The sequence below is a fragment of the Proteiniphilum sp. genome (genome assembly GCF_034927365.1).
Classification (GTDB): Bacteria; Bacteroidota; Bacteroidia; order Bacteroidales; family Dysgonomonadaceae; genus Proteiniphilum.
On the sequence record NZ_JAYFQD010000023.1, the window covers coordinates 1 to 19,933 of the forward strand.

Genomic DNA, 19,933 nt, shown 5'->3' on the forward strand with positions numbered 1-19,933 from the left:
CAAATACTTATGCAGATATAGGGATTGTATTTAGAAAATGAAAGAAAAAGGAGATGTATATTTATACATTATCAGAATCTAACGATGAAAAAAATCCTATAAGATCAATGAAATTTTTTGCTCGTTAATGAACAATTATTACCTTTGCATATAGATAACAGAGTTATTTGAAAGCATGAAAAACTAAGTGTGTATCAACACTTATTTATTTACTTATCCGTTGCCCATTTAATGTGAAATTTTCTTATGTTGCTGAAAGTCAGTTAAATTTCCCCAGACTGCAACAATAGTAATAAAAAACAGTTATTTTTGTGATTGATATCTATATAATAATAAACAGAATGAAGATTATTTATACCGTTATATTGTTTTTCTTTGCTTATGCACTTTCGGCACAAACGCTGGATTATATGGGATGGATAGAGCGTTCAGCAAGCCATATAGAACAAAACAGGCTCGATAGTGCTGCTGTGGCGCTTCAAAAGGCAATGGCGCTTGAACCGGCAAACGAGAAGAATCCGGTCTTATTGCTCACCCTCGGAAAACTGCAACGGCAACTGGGACATTACGACGATGCATATATTTCGTTCACCGCTTGCATGGCGAATGACCCTTCTCCCGCTCTGGCACTACATAACCGGGCTTCCCTCCTATGCGATATGGAGAGATTTGATGAAGCAATGGAAGATTATAACACCCTTATCCGTGACTATCCGGAGGATGTGGAGGCTTATTACCGCAGAGGGATACTTTTCCTCGAAAGGAATGATAGAAGTAAGGCCGAGACTGATTTCAAGGCTTCAGAATTAATAGATCCGGATAATATGTACACGAAACTAAGCAAGGCTTTACTTTACAAATTGGATGATAATTGGGCGGCGGCAGAGCAGGTATATACCGGATTGATACAATCTTCTACATCGGTTGATCCCAGTTTTTATATGAACCGTGCGGAATGTTACGTGAACAGTGACCAGATGTTTAAGGCTTCGGCTGATTTGCGTGCAGTGGAAGGATCACAGAAGGAAAATCCCTATTTCTATATTCTTCGTGGGCGTGTTCGTCTTGCACAATTTGATAAAGTAGCAGCCCGCGCTGATTTCCGGAAAGCCAAAGAGTTAGGGTATGATGCCGATATTACAGATGGCTGGCTGAAAAAGACAGAGAAAAAATAAAATAATCGTATGAAATGGATTAATAGGAATGATAGCCAGGCCAATTACGAAGATCGCAGGGGGAGAGGCCGGGGGAGACGAAACGCTGCCATTGGTGGAGTAGGCGCGATCGTCATTGCACTGATCGCTTTGCTGTTAGGTCAGGATCCTTTTCAGGCTTTAAATATGGTAAACAGCATTGCTCCCGGGGAATCGACAGAGATGGTAGATCCATCCAGGGTGAATGAAAACGAAGAACTGAAGGTTTTTACACTGGGTGTTTTTAACAGTGCCAATGACGTGTGGGCGCAAATCTTCAAGACGCAATTGAATAGAGAATATATACGTCCGACTTTGGTTACATTTACAGATGCTACAGTCTCGGGATGTGGAGGTGCAACGGAAGCAGTAGGCCCTTTCTATTGTCCGGCAGATCAAAAGATGTATATCGATCTTAACTTTTTTCATCAGTTAAGGACCGATTTCAGGGCAGAGGGAGATCTGGCCATAGCTTATGTGACAGCTCATGAGGTGGGGCATCATGTACAGAAGTTGTTAGGGATAATCGATCAGATGAATCAATACCGGGGAAAGATCAGCGAGATAGAATTCAATAAGTTGAATGTGAAATTGGAGTTACAGGCCGATTTTCTGGCAGGGGTATGGGTTTATCATGCACAGCGGATGAACATGATCCGGCTTGAAGCGGGTGATCTGGAGTCAGCGATCAGCGCGACAACGGCGGTAGGCGATGATACTATCCAGAAGCGTTCGAGAGGCTATACTGTTCCCGACTCGTTTACGCACGGCACTTCCGCACAACGTACTTACTGGTTCAGGAAGGGGATGCAGACAGGAGATATCAGTCAGGGAGACACTTTTAACGATCCCAGTTTGCAATAGTTGGATTTTTTTGTTATTTTTGAGACTTACTATAAGTAATATAGTAGATGAGTATTAAACTTTTGAATTAAACCATATTTATTATGAATTATTTGAATACCAGTGAAGAGAAGCAGGGAAGCCGATTTTTTTCAAAAAAACATCCTACGGGTATAATGCTTTTGTATTTTGTATTATTTTCTCTTTTTGCTTCCTGTTCCGACAAACCGGAGATTCAATTGTCTTCTGAGGCTCAACTCCAATCGTTTTTCTTCAGCGCGACAATCAATAAAGATTTAGAAAGTGTAGTTTCGGGCAAGATTTCCGGATCAAATATTACAGCTACGATACCTTACGGTGTATCACCTGGTGGACTGATCGCTACATTTAGCTATTCAGGTGAATCGGTGAAAGTGGGAAATATAGAACAGAAAAGTGGTGAGACAAAAAATAATTTCAGTCATCCCGTAGTCTATAGTGTTTATGCAGAAGATGGGACAAAAAATAATTATACTGTCACCGTACTTATAGGTGAAGCACCTGACCCCAAATTGGAGTTATTCAGTTTCACTCCCGAGTTCAATGAAGGGCTGGAGGCTATTGTCACCGGTAAAATAACTGGATCGGATATCTCTCTTTTTGTTCCTTACAGTATATCTGCCGACGCTTTAGTCGCTACATTCAGTTACGTTGGTAATTCGGTAAAGGTGGGAAATAAGGAACAGACCAGTAATGTTACTCCAAATAATTTCAGTGAACCAGTAGTTTACTCCATTTCCTCTGAAAATGGGAAGAAAATCGATTATACAGTAACTGTTACAAAGAATCAGTTGCGCATACCGAGAGTCTATATCAATACAGACGGAAAAGCTGAAATTAAGGATAAAGTGAATTACGTGACTTCTACGGTCAGGATTGAAGATCTTGATAAATATTATACCGATGACGTGACTTTTGAGGGTAGAGCAGGTGTAAGGGGACGTGGCAACTCTACCTGGGGAATGGAGAAGAAACCATACCGTATAAAGTTAGACAGCAAAGCCTCCTTATTGGGAATGAGCAACGATAAAGATTGGGCAGTGCTTGCCAATCATACGGACAAGACATTATTGAGAAATATCACTGCTTTTGAGATATCAAAGATTGCAGAAATGAGTTGGACTCCTACGTCCTATAGTGTTGATTTTTATCTGAATGATGAATACAAAGGTGTCTATGCATTGACCGAACATGTAAAGGTGTCAAAAGAAAGACTCAATATGGATCTGGTGAAATCGTCCGATAATTCGGGCGAAGCAGTGACCGGTGGTTATTTGCTCGAGTTGGATTTTCATTACGATGAACCCTATAAGTTCAAAACAGAAATAGCAAGGCTCCCCATCATGTTTAAAGATCCGGATGAACCTACTAACGACCAGTATAATTATGTAAAAGATTATTTTGATAAGGCTGATAGGGCTTTATACGGGGATGATTTCAAAGATACTGAAAAAGGATACCGAAAATACATTGATGTAGAGTCGTTTATCAATTACTATATTGTGCAGGAACTTGCCAAGAATGTAGATGGCAATATGAGGGGTAGTTGTTATCTGGCTATTCGCCGTAACGGGAAGATCGAAGCGCCTTTAGTCTGGGATTTTGATATCGCTTTTGGAAATGCTGACCACATCACATGGGAGCAAGGTGCTTCTTCCCGGGAATGGGACGGCTGGTATATTAAAACCTGTGCACCCTGGTTCGACCGTTTCTTTGAAGATCCTTATTTTGTATCGGAATTAAAAAAACGATGGAACGAGTTGAAACCGCAATTGGACGGTGTTCCCGATTTCATAAGAGAACATGCTGCTGCTTTACAGGATTCCCAAGCCAGGAACTTCAGCCCGAAGCCTTCCGGTGCCGGATGGAGTATTACAAAACCAGAATGGAACACAACTTTTATCAGGGGTTCTTATAAAGATGAAGTCAATTATCTTGTGAATTTTGTGGAAAAACGCCTGCAGTGGCTGGATACGAACATAAACGGTCTTTAATTAGACCTCCATGTTTGAGTTTCTGTTTTTTGCCTGAACGACAAACTACAAAACAGTTAAAAACAATTTTATAAAGACAGTGATAACAGTAAAATTGAATATTCCGACTTCTCAACCGAATCAATCATTGACGGAAAGAATAACTATTGGTAATCATATTAAATCAGGAGATGATAATACAAACCACAACAAATGGTTTTCGTCTAGATATGAAGCATATATTTACTCTGCTTTTCCTTTTTACTATCACCACCCCCCTGTTTTGTCAGGACAGAGGATACGAGACTTTTTATGAATATTCTATTGATAACACAAGGTCTGGTCTACTGCAAACGTGCGGACTCAAAGAGTTGCCATTGGAATATGATATGGTGGAACAACCTTATTTTGATTCTCGAAATTATCCCAAAGTCTTTTTGGCATCAAAACAAAACTCAGTTACGATATTGGATGAAAAATTAAATGTAATGCCCATAACAGGAATTATATCATGTAGCTGGAATGGCGGTAGTATTTTTGTAACCAACGAGGAAAATAAAAAAGGAGTTGTTGATTATGAGGGAAAACAAATAATCCCTTTGAAAGAGATCAAGGATAAATTTGACCTGGATAAACTCTCAAATGAAGATACTATTTTTGACTTCATACAAAAAGGAGAACTAAAAAAGAAAATAATTTATAATAGAATCTGGCAATGAAAAAAATAGTGATATTATTTTTTATTGGGTGGGTCACTTTAGTTTACGGTCAAAAAAACAAGGAATCGACTTTTGATATTGAAGACTTCAGTAAAAAAATGGAAGTTGCAGAATGGCTATATAAATATGATATGGTTGCTTGGTGGACTACAGACAGTGTGATGACCCAAGACAAAAAAGAAATAGAACGACTCGGACGCGAATGGTTTTGCTTTGAACAAGATAATAGCTGGCATGCTGTGTATGGAAAATATGAAGATAATCAGTTTGACCTGATTTTTCATTTTAAAGTTGATGACAAAGGGTTAATAACCAGAACAAACGAAGTAGTAGATACAACTTTGCTTCACAGATATTCAAGAGCACTACAGACAGCAAATAAGCAATTAATATCATTGCAAGATACTGTCAACGTGATATTTAATCAGTACATAAAAGAAAACGACGATAAAACATTTTCTGTCTGGATTTTTCCTGCCTTTCAATTGAACAACGTGGCTGTTTATGGAGGAGAGTTTATTTATACAATTGACCAGACAGGAAATCAGATACTTAAAGATAATGGTTATTTTCAGGGACAGTTTCGAGGTTTCACAGTTGATACACCAAGAGAAATATGGTTAGGCTATGGAGAGATAGAGAAACCAACTTTGGGTGCCATATTTTTTGCTTGGTATTACAAATCTTATTTTACGAAAATTGGAATTGACAACTCAAGAAGCACAAGTATATTATTTAAATCGGACAACAACTGGAATTGGGTACACATAGAGAAAGAACCTGAAAAGAAATGACAGGGCAAATCAAAATAAGATGAAATTCATAGCTGCGAAATTGTTATTTTTATTGCAGCGATTATTGAGTTAACTTATTGCAAATATGAAAAATGATGAATAAAAAGTTTCTATTTCAAATATTACTGTCAATTATTCTGATCGCCTGTGACCAGGAGAATGAATTTGAATATGCACTGATTCAGACTGGGGATGTTACAAGTATTGATAATACCGGCGCTACATTTCATGCGAAAATTTCAGATTTTGGTAAAACTGATATTTTAGAATATGGTTTTGTCTGGAATGATTCATCTAATCCGGATATTCATAATTCTGAGAAGTATGTGATCAAAGGTTCACCCTCGAATGAAATTATCAGCCAAAGAATTCATACAACACTGAAAGAAAACATAATCTACTCTGTGAGAGCATTTGTCAGGAATAGTAAATATATTACTTATGGGAAAGAAGTTCAGTTTACCAGTCTGGGGAGTTTGTCTCCGGATATAATTGATTTTTATCCCAAGACGGCTAATATTAATGACACTTTGTATATACTTGGCAGGAATTTTAGTTATAACAATAAAAGTAATGATGTCTTTTTTGGTCAGTTTCCATCCGAAATCATTCAATCGAGCCAGGACACTTTGATTGTCAGAATACCTGAAGGGCTAAACAAAGAAGTCTCGGACCTATCTGTTTCAATTCATCATAACAAATCAACAGCCACAGACTCATTCCGGCTCGTTATTCCGGTAGTGAACAGTATCAGTCCCGGTAAAAGTCCATTTGGTTCAACTATCCAAATATCAGGAGCAAATTTTCTCTCCAATAAAGAAAGTCTTAAGGTGAGATTTAATTTGATCGTTGCCGAAATTGTATCGGTTGTGGATGATCTGATAAATGTTAAAGTTCCGTTAAAACTTGATACCGAGAAAAGCAAGATAATCGTCGAGATGAACAACCTGACCGTAGCAAGCCCTGATGATTTTTCATTAGAACTGCCAAGAATAAAAAACTCAGGACCCCAGGTAACGATGTTTGGTGCTGAATTTAAATTGACCGGAGAGCTATTTACTACGAATGCAGAAAACTTGAGAATTTTTGTTGACAAATATCAGGCTGAAATTACAACATTGACAGAGAACGAGATTTCTTTTATCGTACCGGATAGTATTGATCAGAGAACCAATGATGTATCGATTAATATAAACGGTATGGAGATTTTATCGGAGAATTTGCTCACCATAGGCGATTTAAAAATAGATGACTTTTCGCCTAAAAAAATGATTACTGGAAATACATTTGTCATTACAGGTAATGGTTTTAGTCCTGTCAAGAATTACAATAAAGTGATGATTGGAAATGCTCAAGGTGAGGTAATTGACGCTACCATTCATTCCCTTACGATTAAATTACCTCTTCAGGATCAGGTAATATATAGAGATAGAGATTTAACGCTTTCGGTGGAGGTATTGGAAGATACCCGGAATTTCAATGATTCCATTATAATAAACGATCAGTGGTTTAGGCGTAAAGATTTCCCCGGAAATGAAACAATTCGAGCTAATTGCTTTGTCGATGACAATAATGCTTACGTAGGCCTGAATGACACGGAGGAATTATGGAGGTTTAATCCGGAAATGAATGAATGGACAAAAATGAGAGATTTCCCCGGTCCGATAAGATCAGATGGAGCCGGTTTCTATCTCGATGGAAATATCTATTTTGGTACGGGACTTAAAATTTGGGATAATTTTGATGATTTCTGGCAATATAATATTGCATCCGATTCATGGACCCGGAAAAATCATTTTTCCGGCCCGAAAATGACGGCTGCTACAGGATTCAGTATTAATAACAAGGGATATATAACATCAGGCTATTATTATCAACCGGGAATTTATAATCATCCTTACGAAGATTGTTGGGAATATACTCCGGAATCTGATTCCTGGCGGAAAATTGAAAGCTACGGAGATCTGGAATGGGGTGGTGTGGATGGCGTCGGCAACGGTGCAGTTGTTGTAATTGACGGATCTGCATATTACGGTATTGGCTGGAGTTTTATTTCTACCCCGGAAGGTTATCAGGAAAAAGTCTTCAAGTTTACTCCTGACTCAGAAACTAAATGGAAAAGAATAGCTAGTTTTCCGGAGAAGCGAAATTACCATAAGGCGATAGCTTTTGCATTGAATGGAAAGCCTTACTTTAAAACAGTGGATTCTGATTTTTATCAATATAACGAAGCTACAGATAGCTGGAGCAAAGTCGAGACAAAAATCCTGTCAGATGTAACGGAAGGTATTGGTTTTGCTATTTTGGGTAAAGCCTATGTTGGTTTAGGTAATTCGAAAACAATCTGGGAATACGATCCTGTCAGATAATATTGATTATGAGAAAAATAACGATTGTGATAATTGGCTTCTTACTGAGTCCGGTAGTACATGCTCAACTAATAGATAATAAACTAAATATCTATTCAAGTTATTCATTTGGGAACTTTATGGGTTCCAAAACTATCAATGAAGACAATTATATTGCTCCGTCGCTATATCCAAACTTCAATAGCGTTTCAGGCTTTTCGCTTAAGGTGGTCATGAATTCAAAAGATTATTTGAGCTTTGGAATGAATTATGATTATCAGTTTGCGGATCAATGGAATTTATCCGACTATTCTGATTTTAAAGACGCTGAAATTCATTTACATTCAGTCACCCCTTTGGTTAGAATTCATAATAAGTTTAACGACAAAGGGATTCTGAACAGACTGCAGTTTTTTCTTGAATGCGGGCCAACAATTGGAATTTCGAGTTTAAATTTTTCGCAACCCTTATTTGAAATCCAACCTAATGAAAATAATATATCACCTCCGATGTCAGATCATAATTTTTTTGGTGGTTTAAAAGGAACGATAGGGATGGACTGTTCATTTACACAACGCTTGGGGCTCTTTTTTAGCTATTCTTATGACATGGATTGGGTATCATCAAAGTTACACAGCGACAATTTGATGAAGTGTTCTACGGTGAATGTGGGTTTGGTTCTCAAATTTAACAAGAATAAATATTTCTACTATTAATGTATTGAATATGAGAAAAATATCATTTCTGGTCGGATTACTATCCTTCCTCGTTTTACATACTAATGCTCAACAAAGTAAACTTTTCTCTAATTTTTCAACGGATGAAAATATTATCTATGATATTTGTTTCACTCACAATGGTGGAGCAATTGGAATTGCAGATGGTAAATCTGTTAAGGTCTATTCAATGGAGACAATAAAATTGATCAGGAATTTTAAAAATGAGCATAGAAAACAAATTCTTTCAATCGACATTTCTGCTGATAGTACTCTATTGGTAAGCGGAGGCAAAGATAGTACAATCGTGATCTGGGATTTTAAAGAAGGGCGGTTATTAAAATCAATGAAGGCTGAGGGTATTGTAACTTCGGTTTCGGTTTCTCCCGACAGTCGTTACCTGGCTTATGGTGGATCTGATCATAAAGTCTCTCTCTTTGATATAACAAATGAAAAATTAGTGGCCGTATTCGCAGAACATTCCGATGACATCACTTCTATTGCATTTTCTCCCGGAGGTGACTACATCGCTGCTTCGAGTGGGGATAATTTGATTACTGTTTATGGGAATGGGGCTTTGGTTTCAGAATTATCCGGTCATAAAGATTTTGTAAGGGATATTTCATTCGATTCCGATGGTACAAAGCTTATCTCTTGCGGTGATGACGGTAATGTTATTATCTGGGATATTTCTGATATTGAAAATCCAAAAGTATTGGAAGAATCGAAACGAGGATCTGACTGGTTATTGAGTGTTGATTTTCATCCGGATAATGAGACTTATGCGTTTGCAGGTTTTAGTGGAAATATTGAAATTATTAGTCAAAATGTACATTATAAAACAAGTATGAAAGTTCCGGTAAATAAGGTACTGTTTACACTCGATGAACGTCATTTTTTAACAATAGTGGCCGCCACAAGAGGTAAAGGTGTTTTGTTGATGAGTACCAACAGGATGTTGCAGAGTAAAAAAGACCCCAAAGTAAATTAAATGTATTATCCTCAAATAGTGGGATCTTTTGACTGAAAAATAGCTATTTGTGGTGATTGTGGATGTCGATGAAATTTTGTTACTTTGTAAAAGTGTGAAAAGCGGCTGATTCGTAACAGCTCTTCTTGTATCACATATCAATATTCACAGCGTAAAATAGAAGGATACTTCTGCAAAAATTAATTCATTATGGAAGAGAAAGTAATCAATACAACTTTTGAAAGTTTGGACCGGAATAAGCTCCAACGGATGCTTCAGATCAAACAACAGTATGAAAGAGGCGACTTGTCGGTTGATGAAGCAAAGAATCGCATGAAAAGTGAAGTGGGGAGAATTTCACCCGAAGAGTTTGCCGCCGCCGAACAGTTGCTCAAAGACGAAGATCCCGACGAATGCCGGAATGAAAATGTCCGTACCATGTTGGAAATATTCGAAGGGTTGATCCAGCCTGACGATCCGGGCTTGCCGTATGGTCACCCCATTGATGCTTATCTGCGGGAAAATAAAAAAATGAAGGAGTTGTTGTCGAGAGGAGATGAACTTTCCCTGAAGCCTTTTATTTTGAATCCATGGTTGGAGTTGATGGAACAGATCATTCAATATAAGGTGCATTTCAGCCGCAAGCAGAACCAGCTCTATTCGGCATTGGAGAGACAGGGATTCGACCGTCCTTCCACCACGATGTGGGTGTATGACGATGAGATACGCGACGAGATGAATACAGCACTGGAGATTTTACGGAACGGCGATGTGAATGCAGAGTTCTTTTTCGATGCTTACAAGCAGATGACCGTCGATTTGAGAGACCTGATGGAGAAGGAAGAGATGATCCTTTATCCCACTTCATTGAAATTGATCCCGGAAGGTGAATTTGAAGAGATGAAATCCGGCGATAGGGAGATCGGATTCTTCCTGATCGATATGCCTGATTACGATCGTTACGCTACATCCGCGAAAGAAGGAGAACCTGCGGTGACAGGACAACAAACCGGTTTGATGGACGATCTGGCCGCCTTGCTTGCGAAGTATGGAACGAATGTGGAGACAGGTTCAAAAGATAAAGTACTCGATGTGGCAGAAGGCAAACTTACATTGGATCAGATCAATCTCCTTTTCCGCCATATGCCTGTAGACCTCTCTTATGTGGACGAAAATGATCTGGTGAAGTTTTATACTGATACAGAGCATCGTATTTTTCCACGTAGTAAAGGGGTGATCGGGAGAGAGGTACGCAATTGCCATCCGCCTAAAAGCCTGTATGCCGTGGAAGAGATCATTCGTAAATTCCGTAGTGGTGAGCAAAGTAAGGCTGAGTTTTGGATCAATAAACCGGGACTTTTTATCTATATCGTTTATATAGCTGTAAGGGATAAAGATGGTATCTTCAGGGGTGTGCTGGAAATGATGCAGGATTGTACCCATATCCGCCAACTCGAAGGGGAACGGAGGCTGCTCACCTGGGAAGAGGAGCAGCATCAGCAGGATGGGGGAGAAGAGGTCGACCAAAACACTCGAAACACCCAATATACTCAAAATCCCGAAAACGAAAATGAAGAGGTAAGTGATAATGATCTAAACGATGGTGATGCTCTAATTGTCATTACAGCGGAGACTAAATTAAAGGTATTGATCCAGCGTTATCCTCAGTTAAAGGACGATTTACCAACAATAAATTCCAGATTCTCCATGTTGAAGAGTCCAATGGCAAGGGTTATATTACCTATCGCCACCATTAAGATGATGAGCGAGCAATCAGGCATGCCTTTGCAGGACTTGATTGATAAACTGAAAGTACTTATTGCGACTTATTAAATCTGGTGCTCTATCATTAAAAAGAGTGGAAATCGGAAACAACGTAGTATGTGAATTTTTACTTTATTTCCTCTTTCAGAGAAATATCAGACAGCTCAAGCGAGAGCGAAAGCTGAGTATAAGTTTCGTAGGATATATTCAATGACTCAGTATTGTATTCCGGATTGTCAAGCGAAAGATTGAATTTGCCACAATTGAAAAAGGGAGAGGAACTTGCACTTATATCTTGCCAAAAGACAGAACCTTCAATGTGTTGGTTCGTTTTTTCTTTGATTGTGATTTGAAAATAGTTGCAACTGTAATATTCGCACTTTTCTAATTTCTCGAATGGAAAGGTTTTTGAGATGGTACTGTCTGCTCCGTCTCCCGAAGGGAAGGATAGGGTAGTAGTTGCATTTAGAGCGATAATATGACGGTTGTTTCGTTTTTTCAGGAGTTTTTGCACCGTATCCATCCTGGCGCCGTAGAGAAGCAATAGCTGTCCTGCTTCAAACCAATCAAAATCATACGACAGCAACAGAGGATTCAAGGTATATCTATCGCCAAGTACATTGGGATTAGCATCTCTTTTGAGCAGGTCCCAGATCAGATCGATATCCCTATGGTCACAAGTGGCTATTGCAAGCATCAATGGCGGAAAATCATTCAACCCTTTATTGGGATCCGCTCCATATTCGAGTAATAGTTTTGCTTTTAGAATAGATTCTCTGGAAGGAGGATTGGACTCTTCTTCGTTTTCACCTTCACTGAATAAGAGGCAAAGGGAGAGGGGATGCCATAACATGCCCCGTTCTACTCCTTGCTTATTGGGATCGGCGCCAAGCTCAAGTAGCCATTGCAACAATTCTATCGGTTTGTCGTCGTAACACGCATTCAAGAGTGGAATACTTTCATCTCCGGCAAACATATTTGGATCGGCTTTGTATTTCACTAAGAATGACAACAATTTTTTTGCATCTCTCAGATTTTCAAAAACCTTGGTGATGGTGACATAATATATAGGTGTCGGCTGCCAGTTACGGAATGCTCCGACAGAAGTCAGTACGTTGAATGAATTGCCCTCGGCAATATAACGTTCCATCAAATCATATTCTTCGAAAGCGGCAAGCGCGGCAGGGATATTCTCCATCTCCTCAATGCCGACTATCTCCTTGATGGTTTTATCGGGATTTTCTTTTATTCTTTTGATCAGAAAAAAGTAAGGTACCAGCGTTTCATCGAATTGCTCTTCATTATCTCCCGTGAATTGCGGGAAAATTTCGCAAGCTCGCATTGCCTCCAAAGCAATTTCTTTCTGGTTCTCAATCAATTCCTTTACCCTTCCTCTTGATGCGAGGACTGCATTATGCGCTTCTAAAACGGCACTTTCGTAATTTTTCATTTTTATTTGATTTTATAGCTTATACCCATGCATCATATCTTCCGTCGTCATCAGGACGTATCTCCTCCTGATAGAGGAGCTCTGCTTTTGGATGACCCTGCTCTGCTGCTTTGGCAAGCCAGTCGAGCCCGGTATCGTAGTCCTGTTCCACAACACCGTAATCATACATCAGTAACATGGCCAGTTGATACTGTGCTTCCGCGTTTCCGGCATCAGCCATCAACGTGTAGTATTCCAGTATATCTTTCGTGAAAACAGGATCCTCTTTCATTCTACTATACACCAATGAAGAAATTATTTCATCTTCTTCTGCCTGCAAGTATTTTACTGAAATCTCTTTTTCAAGGAATTCGTTGAAATTGTTGTATTCATTCCATACTTCAAAACTGGTAATATCTCTCGTTTCATATCTCCCGGTGCCGGGATTAAAGGTGAAGATATCATCATCTACACGGCCAAAATAGAGCAGTTGATCGTTGAAATGCTCCCGTTTATCTTCCGAAAATGATATGATGTCGATCAACTGAAAATCAGTCTCGGTGTCGGTCACAATATCTGTCCCGTAGAGTTCCACACCATTGAAGGCGAATCCGTTGCAATGTTTTAAAAAATTGGCATAGTCGTCTGGAATGGGGGGGAGGTCGAGTTTTTCCAATTCTTTGTTTGTCCACTCGATATCTTCAGGGGTGACGGGCCGGACGATCATTGCATCATCCAACAACATGATTTTACTATAAAAAGTGTTCATCATTTTTATTCTAAAAATATTACTCTTACACAGGACATTCCTGCTTTTAATTCTGTTTCCGATTGAAATTCAAAAGTTCCATCTTGCTGCAATTCTATGGTGGACTGATAAATTTCGGTCCCGTAGATAATGATGGCATCGATGAGGTAACTGTTCCTCATTTGCGAAAATAGTGAGTGGAACGAAATACACGTGTGTCAATACAACAAAAAACATGTCAATTTAGCAAAAATAATAATTCGAGGAAAAAAATGATTGTTTTTTGGGGAAGAATGATACAATATCAATGACTGTTTCTATAATCAGAAGGATTGCATTTTTTTATTTTATAGAACGAACGGTTGAAAGTAGAAAGTGAGTTGAAACCACACTCTTCGGCTATTTGCTCGAGCGTTTGTTTCTTTTTGATCATAAGTAATTTGCATGCCATCTCCACACGAAAAGTGTTTACATAATCATAAAAGGTGGTATCCAGATGTTTATTCAGATAATCGGACAAATATGTCCTGTTTGTGCTGATGGCTGATGCTACGTCGGTTATATGTAATTTCGGATTCAGATAGAGCCTCTCTCTTTCCATCACTTCTTTCAGAGATTCTGCAAAAGGGTAGGGACAACCGTCTTCTTCAATCGCTGTGCTTTCACTCTCTTTTTTACGAAAACGGTAGAGTATATCAGGAATTTCTATCACGGCGTGTTGTAGAGTATAGAAGTAGATGAAACTCCATATTGAAATGGTTATCAGATAATAAAACGCATCTCCCCACCAACTTTCCTGTCTCTGGATAAAAATCCACAGGATAAGGTAGACAAATAAAATAACGATAATGGTGCGTACCCATGAAATGCTTAATCCTTCGGTATAGGAGAAGTTTTTCTTTACATAATTGTTATATTGGGCGGAAACCATAAATACGACAAACAGGGCAATAGCCCCGAGTAAGAGGCTATAAGCCACTATACCGTAAAATAGAATGTCTGAATGGATGAATATCAATAAAACAGTCAAAATTAAAGATGGAATGATTAAAGTAGCCCCACGGCGTACCGTTACCCATCCGGGTGACATTAATTCGAACAAAAACAGCATGGTAAAAGGTATAATCCACATATCAATACTCAGAAATATATATGTGAGATAACGGGTGTACCATACCCCTTCGATAAGATATGCTATATCCTTCAACTCTATGAATGCATAGAAGATCGCTTCATAAAACAAAAACCAAAGGAGTCGACTCTTGTTTTGCTGCCAATATAAATGGGCAGCGACAAAAATAAAGAACATGAATACCATCCCATGGGTAAAATGGGCTATGTTTTCAGAAAAAGTTTCCACGATAAACTTTTTTTTACAAAGATATTAAATTTTACTTATCTTGTCGTTTTTAGCATTATTTGTTGATTAAGGATCTTTTCAAATCCTGACAATACGCGGTTTGGCGGGAAGAGTATAGCGGCTTTTTTACATGCACTAAAAATGAATTCCTTTCCAGAATATTTTTTTATCATTACCTCGAAAAAAAAGATATAAACTGTTGTATATCTGTATCCTTCGCACTATCTTTACGTCGGATTGAAAAGATTATTTTGCGTAATCGGATAGACTCATTCCACTTCCTGATGGCAATCACTTTATACCTTCATATTGCAACCAATTATGAAAAAAGAGAACTCTGCATACTCTCTTCTATTTTCATCATTAGTAATGGTGTTCTTTTGTGCGTCCTTTCAATTCTCTTATGCCCAGAAACGATATTTGTTCCATACCTATAACGTGAAGGACGGTTTGATAAACAACACCGTCTATGCGATAAACCAGGACAACAAAGGGTATTTATGGATCGCTACCAATGGAGGTATTTCCCGTTTCGACGGGTCCCAATTCGACAATACGGTTATTTCCGAAGTAAACTCGGAGAAGAAAGCCTCTTATTATGTTGACAGAAGCCCTTCAGGCAAGCTGGCTTTTGCTACCATCATGCTGGGTGTGATGGCGGAGCAGGACGACGGAACGTATAAGCAATACCTGCTACGCGAAAAACAGTTGGGGAAAAACGTAGTGTCAAATCTGAAATGGCTTTCAGATGGCAAGATTATTACTTCCGAGAGCCGTAGTATAAACATTATAGAGGGGGATTCCGTCCGGCAGTTTTATGACCACGGAAAAAACGGAGCGGTTTTCAGTACTCTTGAATATGACCTGTCCGGTAATATCTGGTTTGGCGGCATTGAAGGCGTAGGCCTCTTTTTTGCAGGCGACACTTCAAAAACGCCTTGTTTCCTGCCCGAATTAAAAGATATCCATGTAATCAAGATCTTATTTTCGGATGAAAATAAATTGCTGGTCGGTACATTCTCCGACGGTTATTACGAGGTTGACATACAATCGGCAAAAAAAGGAGCATTGGATTATACTGTCAACCAGCCGTTTCCCGAACTGAAAGTAAACCAAATCAACCATATTTACCGTGACAGGCAAAATAGTATCTGGGTCTCTTGTGTGGTAGACGGCGTATATCAAATCTCTAACGGCAGAATCATCAGGCATATCACAAAGGAAAGTGGCTTGTCCACCTCGGGTGCCATGTGCGTGTTTCAGGACAATGAAAACAACTACTGGTTCGGTACTTCGGACGGGATATGCCGGTTGTATTCCTTCTCCGATTTTTCTTATACCCATAACGGCGTGCAGCTTACCGGCATTGGTTTGTTTAAGCAAGATCCTTTCAAGAGGCTCTGGCTGGAGGATGGTTCCATACTCTATTTTATTGAAAAAGATTCGGTCAGCAGCATCCCTGTCAGCCGGACGCCTTTTGGCCAAAACGATATCAACGCTATAACTTTTAATGGTGGAAGAGCTTATTTTTTTACTTATGGAGGACTGTTTTCGATGCCTGTACAAGAAAAAATAGGATGGAAAGAGTTGAAAATGGAAATTGATTTTATCAAAAACAAGATAGAACAAGTAAGATGTTATCAGTTTGAAGATGACGGCAGTTTATTGCTGGCATGCAACAGGGGATTATTTGCATACCGTTCGGACCGGTTCCGGCAAACTGAAATTATATCGGATACAACGCTGAATTTGCGCACTGAAAATATGGTCAAAGACAAATACGGTTACTGGTGGCTGGGAGACCGCAGATTCGGTTTGCATCGCTTCAAACCGGAAACAGATCAAGACGGAAATATGGCGCTCCGCCATATACAATCGTATGAATCGCTGAAACCCGATTCGGCTTTTGCCACTGCATGGATATGGGATGTGATGCTCGATCATAAACACAATTTGTGGATATCTTCCTTATACACCGGCGTATATAAATTGCAGATCGATGAAACGGGCGTAAAAAACGCCACGCTTTATTCCACGGCAAACGGTTTGTCGGGCAACGATGTCTATTCAATCGTAGAGGGAAAAGACCATAGTATTTGGTTTGCCACCCAAAACGGAGCCGACCGGCTTGTAATCGATGAAAACGGAAAGGAGAAAATTGTCCATTATAACGACAGGAACGGATTCGGCCGCTTCGTATACAAGATCCTTCCCGATGACAGCGTGACCTATATCAGTTATGAGGAAGGTTTCTTTGCAGTTGATAACCGTTTGGACAAGTATTACACCGATAAACCGCTTTCGGTGATTATATCCGCTGTTTCAGTCATGGGAAAACCTGACCTGGCGGCGATGGCGGCTGGTGGCAAAACTTACCGTTTGCCCAATAACCAGAATTTTATCGCTTTCGAGTTCGCTTCCGTAAAACTAAAGGATAATGAAGGGATTGATTATCAGTATAAATTGGAAGGAATAGACCGGGAATGGTCGCAATACCTGCCGCGCCGTTATGCAAGCTATAATTCGCTACCCCCCGGTAACTATACGTTTAAGGTACGGGCGAAAATGGCGCATGACGACAGGGACGGGGATATTACCGAATTCCGGTTTCGGGTAGTTCAGCCTTTTTACCGTGCATGGTGGTTTATAGCCTTGCTTGTTGCCATCGTCGCGCTTATCATCTATTCTATTTATATCGACAGGATAAAAAACATCATCAAACTGCATAAGATGCGGGTAAAGATAGCGTCGGATTTGCACGACGATATCGGTTCCACGCTCAGCAGCATTTCCATTATGAGCGATTTGCTGCAATTGCAGTTGGACAACAGTCAGCATGCCGGGAACCTGCTCAAAAAGATAGGTGCAAATGCGCATAATATGTTGGAGTCGATGGATGATATTGTCTGGTCGGTAAATCCGGCGAACGATAAGTTCCAGGACCTTGATCTACGCGTCCGTGAATATACCATCCCTTTGTTCGAATCAAAAAATATCCGGTTTCAAATCATTACTCCTCCCGACCTGAAAACCCTCCCGCTTTCGATGGACGTACGGCGGAATATTTTCCTGATAGCCAAAGAAGCGGTCAATAATCTCGTGAAATATTCCGGGTGCGGCATGGCAACCATCGGATTTTCTTTCAGCCACTTGGTTCTTACAATGAAAATCGAAGATGATGGGAAAGGTTTTGATGTGGAACAATGTGAAAGCAACAACCGGAACGGCTTGAAGAATATGAAACTCCGTGCCGGACAAATAGGTGCGAAACTGTCCGTAAATTCCGAAATAGATAAAGGAACATGTATTGCGTTGTCTGTAAAAATCATATAAATATATGATTGACAAAGCAATATGGATGCATTATTATTGTGAACTGTAAAAGGACTCCTCTGAATAATAAAGTTTCATCAAGAACATATGTATGGACATCAGGGTTGCTGTATATGAAGATAATGAAGCGTTCCGCGAAAGCCTTATGCATCTGATAAGGGGTTCGGGATTATTAACCTTTGCCGGGGCATATCCCGACTGTAAAAATATACTTGAAAACTGTGCGGCCGATAAGCCTGATATCATTCTGATGGATATTGACCTGCCCGGGATTTCCGGTATTGACGCCACCCGGTTGGTGAAAGACCAATATCCGGAAATAAATGTAATGATGCTGACCATTTTCAATGACCGCGATAAGGTGTTCGACGCGTTGTGCGCAGGAGCAACCGGCTATTTACTCAAAAAATCCACTGCCATACAAATCATCGAAGCCATTATCGAACTGGCAAACGGCGGTTCGCCCATGTCGGGTGAAATAGCCCGCAAAGTGCTGGAATTTTTCACGCATCCCGCGATGGACAAAAACAATGCTTATACCCTCTCGGTACGGGAAGTGGATATTTTGAAACGATTGGTGGCCGGCGACAGTTATAAAATGATTGCCGATACCTGTTGCATATCCATTGGAACCGTCCGGTGCCATATCAACAGCATTTACCGCAAACTTGCCGTTAATTCCAAGTCGGAAGCGGTGATAAAAGCCATCAAAGAACGTTTGGTATAAAAATCACACTTTCTTCCCGGTTCTCCTGTCCTTTTCGTCTTCCTTTCAATCCCCGTCCTCCTGTTTTCCCGTCCCTACATTCTCTCACCTTCCCACTTTCCCACTTTCCACCTTCCACCCGCCCGTTTTTTCGAGTATTTCTTTTCTACTTTCCATTTCTTTTCCCTTTCTCCCTAGTCCCCATTCCCTCTTAAAAATCATATATTTATATGATTGACAAGCGTTTTTGGTAACCCTATATTTGTCCTGAAAATCTCTACCCAATCATATAAATATTTGACACGATGAGAACAAAACAAACTTTTCTGTTTATACTGGCAGCGACCTTGTTGTTTCTTTTCGCTTGCGGACCTGACGATGACGGCATTACCGTTACACAAATCAAGACTTTTGTTTCCGTTGGCGCAAACGACGGTATCATCGTCAATTCGCCGACGCGCGTAGTGAAAGATTATTTCGCCGGTTCCCAGGGATATTCCATTACCATGGGTTGGGACACCAACGGCTCTGCCATGCGTGGATTCCTTAGCTTCGACGTTTCTTCTATTGTGCCCTCTTCCGATAAGACACTTGTCATCGATGAAGCCCGGTTGAGAACCTATGAATCCAACACCAATCTGAATCCGTTTAATGCGAAGGGTATTCGTGTGGTAAACTGTTATCTGGTAGATTACGGTACGCTGGATAAAAACGACTATGATTTAGCACCCATAGCAGATTGTGGTGTAATGGCGCAGGCCGGGAATAACGTACTGGAAGAACATGCCCTGAATGTTACCCAGCCACTCAATGCCTTTGTCAATGATAACCCTGTCGGGAAGCGCTTCCAGTTCCGTTTACAGTTTATTCCGGATGAAAATGTGGCACCTCTTTCAACGCTCAGCAGCGCCATGTGGAATATCTTTTCGGGCGATGAGACAAGTAAAGTTGATTACCGCCCGACACTTGAGATAAAATATCATTATAAGGAGAAATAG

Annotated in this window: 15 protein-coding genes; 12 read left to right on the plus strand and 3 right to left on the minus strand. The window is 39.9% G+C overall.

From position 1 onward, the window contains the following. Positions 1 to 341: 341 nt before the first annotated feature. The 9 genes from VB073_RS14240 (at position 342) to VB073_RS14280 (ending at position 11,428) form a co-directional block, all read left to right on the plus strand. Positions 342 to 1,175 (plus strand): tetratricopeptide repeat protein, encoded by an 834-nt coding sequence (locus tag VB073_RS14240; protein ID WP_323404861.1) that lies wholly within the window; start codon positions 342 to 344, stop codon positions 1,173 to 1,175. Between the two features lie 9 nt (positions 1,176 to 1,184). Beyond that, the gene (locus VB073_RS14245) at positions 1,185 to 2,057 is read left to right on the plus strand and encodes a neutral zinc metallopeptidase (RefSeq protein WP_323404862.1); all 873 of its coding nucleotides are present in this window, start codon (positions 1,185 to 1,187) and stop codon (positions 2,055 to 2,057) included. A gap of 83 nt (positions 2,058 to 2,140) precedes the next feature. Beyond that, complete coding sequence (locus VB073_RS14250) at positions 2,141 to 4,069, plus strand: CotH kinase family protein (protein ID WP_323404863.1); 1,929 nt, start codon at positions 2,141 to 2,143, stop codon at positions 4,067 to 4,069. Between the two features lie 170 nt (positions 4,070 to 4,239). Continuing rightward, on the plus strand, positions 4,240 to 4,767 hold the full coding sequence (locus tag VB073_RS14255) for a hypothetical protein (RefSeq protein WP_323404864.1): 528 nt from the start codon (positions 4,240 to 4,242) through the stop codon (positions 4,765 to 4,767). After that, positions 4,764 to 5,561, plus strand: a complete 798-nt coding sequence (locus tag VB073_RS14260) for a hypothetical protein (protein ID WP_323404865.1) — start codon at positions 4,764 to 4,766, stop codon at positions 5,559 to 5,561. Before VB073_RS14255 ends, VB073_RS14260 begins: the two co-directional genes overlap by 4 nt. Positions 5,562 to 5,653: 92 nt before the next feature. Beyond that, positions 5,654 to 7,930 carry an IPT/TIG domain-containing protein gene (locus VB073_RS14265; RefSeq protein WP_323404866.1) on the plus strand — a complete coding sequence of 759 codons (2,277 nt, stop codon included), beginning with the start codon at positions 5,654 to 5,656 and terminating at the stop codon, positions 7,928 to 7,930. Positions 7,931 to 7,938: 8 nt separating this feature from the next. After that, on the plus strand, positions 7,939 to 8,625 hold the full coding sequence (locus VB073_RS14270; RefSeq protein WP_323404867.1) for a hypothetical protein: 687 nt from the start codon (positions 7,939 to 7,941) through the stop codon (positions 8,623 to 8,625). Positions 8,626 to 8,635: 10 nt separating this feature from the next. Beyond that, the gene (locus VB073_RS14275; protein WP_323404868.1) at positions 8,636 to 9,616 is read left to right on the plus strand and encodes a WD40 repeat domain-containing protein; all 981 of its coding nucleotides are present in this window, start codon (positions 8,636 to 8,638) and stop codon (positions 9,614 to 9,616) included. Positions 9,617 to 9,805: 189 nt separating this feature from the next. Continuing rightward, positions 9,806 to 11,428: a PAS domain-containing protein gene (locus tag VB073_RS14280; RefSeq protein WP_323404869.1), complete on the plus strand. Its 1,623-nt coding sequence runs from the start codon at positions 9,806 to 9,808 to the stop codon at positions 11,426 to 11,428. A gap of 58 nt (positions 11,429 to 11,486) precedes the next feature. Here the strand turns inward: VB073_RS14280 and VB073_RS14285 are convergent, their stop codons facing one another. From VB073_RS14285 to VB073_RS14295, 3 genes are all read right to left on the minus strand, one after another. Further along, a complete protein-coding gene (locus VB073_RS14285) occupies positions 11,487 to 12,809 on the minus strand; it encodes a hypothetical protein (RefSeq protein ID WP_323404870.1) in 1,323 nt (440 codons plus the stop codon). A 19-nt stretch (positions 12,810 to 12,828) separates the two neighbouring features. After that, positions 12,829 to 13,560 (minus strand): YrhA family protein, encoded by a 732-nt coding sequence (locus tag VB073_RS14290; protein ID WP_323404871.1) that lies wholly within the window; start codon positions 13,558 to 13,560, stop codon positions 12,829 to 12,831. A 280-nt stretch (positions 13,561 to 13,840) separates the two neighbouring features. Next, positions 13,841 to 14,896 (minus strand): helix-turn-helix domain-containing protein, encoded by a 1,056-nt coding sequence (locus tag VB073_RS14295; RefSeq protein WP_323404872.1) that lies wholly within the window; start codon positions 14,894 to 14,896, stop codon positions 13,841 to 13,843. Positions 14,897 to 15,217: 321 nt separating this feature from the next. Here VB073_RS14295 and VB073_RS14300 point away from each other — a divergent pair, with 321 nt between their 5' ends. The 3 genes from VB073_RS14300 to VB073_RS14310 all read left to right on the plus strand — a co-directional run bounded on the left by VB073_RS14300 (position 15,218) and on the right by VB073_RS14310 (position 19,933). After that, positions 15,218 to 18,229 (plus strand): ligand-binding sensor domain-containing protein, encoded by a 3,012-nt coding sequence (locus VB073_RS14300; protein ID WP_323404873.1) that lies wholly within the window; start codon positions 15,218 to 15,220, stop codon positions 18,227 to 18,229. 91 nt (positions 18,230 to 18,320) lie between these two features. After that, positions 18,321 to 18,956, plus strand: a complete 636-nt coding sequence (locus tag VB073_RS14305; RefSeq protein ID WP_323404874.1) for a response regulator transcription factor — start codon at positions 18,321 to 18,323, stop codon at positions 18,954 to 18,956. Between the two features lie 284 nt (positions 18,957 to 19,240). Continuing rightward, positions 19,241 to 19,933 carry a hypothetical protein gene (locus VB073_RS14310; protein WP_323404875.1) on the plus strand — a complete coding sequence of 231 codons (693 nt, stop codon included), beginning with the start codon at positions 19,241 to 19,243 and terminating at the stop codon, positions 19,931 to 19,933.

Bases quoted from the DNA above. Each gene is read 5' to 3' on its own strand.
- VB073_RS14240 (WP_323404861.1), top strand. From the start codon at position 342: ATGAAGATTATTTATACCGTTATATTGTTTTTCTTTGCTTATGCACTT.
- VB073_RS14245 (WP_323404862.1), top strand. From the start codon at position 1,185: ATGAAATGGATTAATAGGAATGATAGCCAGGCCAATTACGAAGATCGC.
- VB073_RS14250 (WP_323404863.1), top strand. From the start codon at position 2,141: ATGAATTATTTGAATACCAGTGAAGAGAAGCAGGGAAGCCGATTTTTT.
- VB073_RS14255 (WP_323404864.1), top strand. From the start codon at position 4,240: ATGATAATACAAACCACAACAAATGGTTTTCGTCTAGATATGAAGCAT.
- VB073_RS14260 (WP_323404865.1), top strand. From the start codon at position 4,764: ATGAAAAAAATAGTGATATTATTTTTTATTGGGTGGGTCACTTTAGTT.
- VB073_RS14265 (WP_323404866.1), top strand. From the start codon at position 5,654: ATGATGAATAAAAAGTTTCTATTTCAAATATTACTGTCAATTATTCTG.
- VB073_RS14270 (WP_323404867.1), top strand. From the start codon at position 7,939: ATGAGAAAAATAACGATTGTGATAATTGGCTTCTTACTGAGTCCGGTA.
- VB073_RS14275 (WP_323404868.1), top strand. From the start codon at position 8,636: ATGAGAAAAATATCATTTCTGGTCGGATTACTATCCTTCCTCGTTTTA.
- VB073_RS14280 (WP_323404869.1), top strand. From the start codon at position 9,806: ATGGAAGAGAAAGTAATCAATACAACTTTTGAAAGTTTGGACCGGAAT.
- VB073_RS14285 (WP_323404870.1), bottom strand. From the start codon at position 12,809: ATGAAAAATTACGAAAGTGCCGTTTTAGAAGCGCATAATGCAGTCCTC.
- VB073_RS14290 (WP_323404871.1), bottom strand. From the start codon at position 13,560: ATGATGAACACTTTTTATAGTAAAATCATGTTGTTGGATGATGCAATG.
- VB073_RS14300 (WP_323404873.1), top strand. From the start codon at position 15,218: ATGAAAAAAGAGAACTCTGCATACTCTCTTCTATTTTCATCATTAGTA.
- VB073_RS14305 (WP_323404874.1), top strand. From the start codon at position 18,321: ATGGACATCAGGGTTGCTGTATATGAAGATAATGAAGCGTTCCGCGAA.
- VB073_RS14310 (WP_323404875.1), top strand. From the start codon at position 19,241: ATGAGAACAAAACAAACTTTTCTGTTTATACTGGCAGCGACCTTGTTG.